At 36.2% G+C, this 2,085-nt stretch carries 4 protein-coding genes; all 4 read right to left on the bottom strand.

What is annotated here, in order from left to right:
• The coding region (locus tag CLHUN_RS21430) for an RHS repeat domain-containing protein (RefSeq protein WP_133051135.1) at window positions 1–181 on the bottom strand (181 nt) is incomplete at its 3' end.
• Window positions 182–521: 340 nt separating this feature from the next.
• Window positions 522–731: a hypothetical protein gene (locus CLHUN_RS21425; RefSeq protein ID WP_080066709.1), complete on the bottom strand. Its 210-nt coding sequence runs from the start codon at window positions 729–731 to the stop codon at window positions 522–524.
• Between the two features lie 141 nt (window positions 732–872).
• Window positions 873–1,202 (bottom strand): hypothetical protein, encoded by a 330-nt coding sequence (locus CLHUN_RS21420; protein ID WP_080066708.1) that lies wholly within the window; start codon window positions 1,200–1,202, stop codon window positions 873–875.
• A gap of 21 nt (window positions 1,203–1,223) precedes the next feature.
• Window positions 1,224–2,085 (bottom strand): hypothetical protein (locus tag CLHUN_RS22405; protein ID WP_207559199.1); only part of this gene is annotated, 862 nt, incomplete at its 5' end.

Raw genomic sequence — 2,085 nt, 5'->3', positions numbered from 1 at the left:
CCTTGTCAAAGGTATAGCTGGTTGTCCTGCCATTGGGTTCCGTTACTTTTTCCAGCCTGTTCAGGCTGTCATACTCGTAGTTTGTTGCTCCCTTTGTGTCTGTCTTGGAAATTTGGTTGTGGGCTCCGTCATAGGTATAGCTGTAGCTGTCTATGCTGCTGCCGTCGGCCTTTTTGTTCACCAGGGTCTTGTTCAGGCCGTCACCGTAATAGGTGTATTCTTCCTTTGCCCCGTCCCCATAGGTTACGCTCTTTCTGCTTCCGTTTGCGTAATATTCATAGGTGGTGGTTTTGCCCTCTGCAATTACCTCGTACAGTCTGCCTGCCTTGTCATATAAATCAAAATCTAAAACACTGGTTCACTTCCCTGTTTTATGTCTACTGGCATAAAAAAAAAGAAAGACGGTCATCGTACAGACAACCGCCTATAGCATTTTATTACAAAACTTCTCCTATTGCTACCTTTTTACTCGCTTCAAATAACTCAAATTTACTACCAGTATAGAGCAAATTATTAGGTGCTCATTCAACTAAAAATCGTATATTACCTTCTGAACAATCACCTTCATGTTTAATAAAATCTATGATTACACTCCATGCCTCATCTGGCCATCTATCTCTAATATCTTCAAACATTGCTACTGTTGAATATTGTTTACCTTCAGGATGCTTTTCTCTCCCACCATTTTTAGCAGATACCCAATAAATTTTACAATTATATATGTTTACCATTTTATACCACCCTTCAAATCTCTTAGAATGCAGGAACGGGGATATTTACTCTAGGGATATTAAATCTTGGTAATACAACAGAAGGCAATGGTTCACTTAGTAATATGGAAAGGTCATTGCAGACCCCTGTACCTGTAATCCTCAGTAAATTTTTATTAACTTGTTTATTTCGATGTATTCTACAGACTTGATACCTTCAAAGTATTTCTGTTTATATAGTTTTTTGATTGTTTCAATGATTTCAGCCTTGTTAGTATCTTTTACCAAGACTAAATTTGGTTCTGTTGCATAAAAACCATAGCTTTCCATCTCTGACTCAAAATCTTGCTGTAATCTAATCATTGCGTACACGTTTACATTGAAAATACTGCCATTAATCTTAACATAGACATCTGACCTATAACCTCTGCTAGTTGCTTCATATTCCTCCAATTCAGAGTCATCTGAAAAATAAATATTAAATTCGCTCATCCTTAATCCCTCCATTCAAAGTTATTTAACTGGTGAAGTTTTTATTTTGTTAAGTAATTCTTGAAACCTATCAACAGTCATGGGCTTAGTTGGTACAATTTCAAAATGTTCTGTCCTTGTTCCTCTTTGAATAATCTTTAATCCTTCAGGCAACGAATCAATCTTATATGCCCCACCAAACTTTGATACAGCATTGGGATTAACGTCTAATGAAATGCCATGCGTATCTTTGACCAAGCCAGTCGCATTATCAATTTTAATTTCTTTAGGCTTTATAGTAAAATTACTACCGCCTCTATAAACTGAAACAGCCTCATCTCCATATTTTACAGTAACAGATGCCGTTCCCTTATTCATTGGTCCAATGAATATTACACCTATATCCATTTTTGGTAAATCCGTTTCAAACAATTGATAGCTATATACATTCGATAATACAGATTTTCCATTAACATTTACCATTATACCGTAAGATATTGGTACACCCATAACAACTGTATAATCCTGAGCCAATCTATAGGTATATGTATTTCCGCCACTTTTATAAGTAACCGTTTCAGGAAGCTTGGTGATTTCATTTTCTGTATACCGATTGGGAACTATTCCTATCACTGGATACTCCTTCCCTATCAGCTTTGAAGCCTGTTCCTTTGTAAGGATACTTTTATTCGTCTCCTGAGAAATTGTACCAATGCCAGTACCAATATTTATCTTACTAGCTACCACGCTACTCACACTCGTAAGACTATGGGTGTACTTATAATAATTATTGGTTTGCACTGAAAGGTTTGTTTGGACTACAGTATATGACCCATTTTTTACTGTTTGGGTAGCAGATATTTTATCATTAGTAACAGTTGTATTAATGGATACAACTACATTT

This window comes from Ruminiclostridium hungatei (assembly GCF_002051585.1).
Taxonomy (GTDB): domain Bacteria; phylum Bacillota; class Clostridia; order Acetivibrionales; family DSM-1351; genus Ruminiclostridium; species Ruminiclostridium hungatei.
Note: the sequence above shows the minus strand (reverse complement) of the source record. Positions and strands in the feature narration are given on the sequence as shown.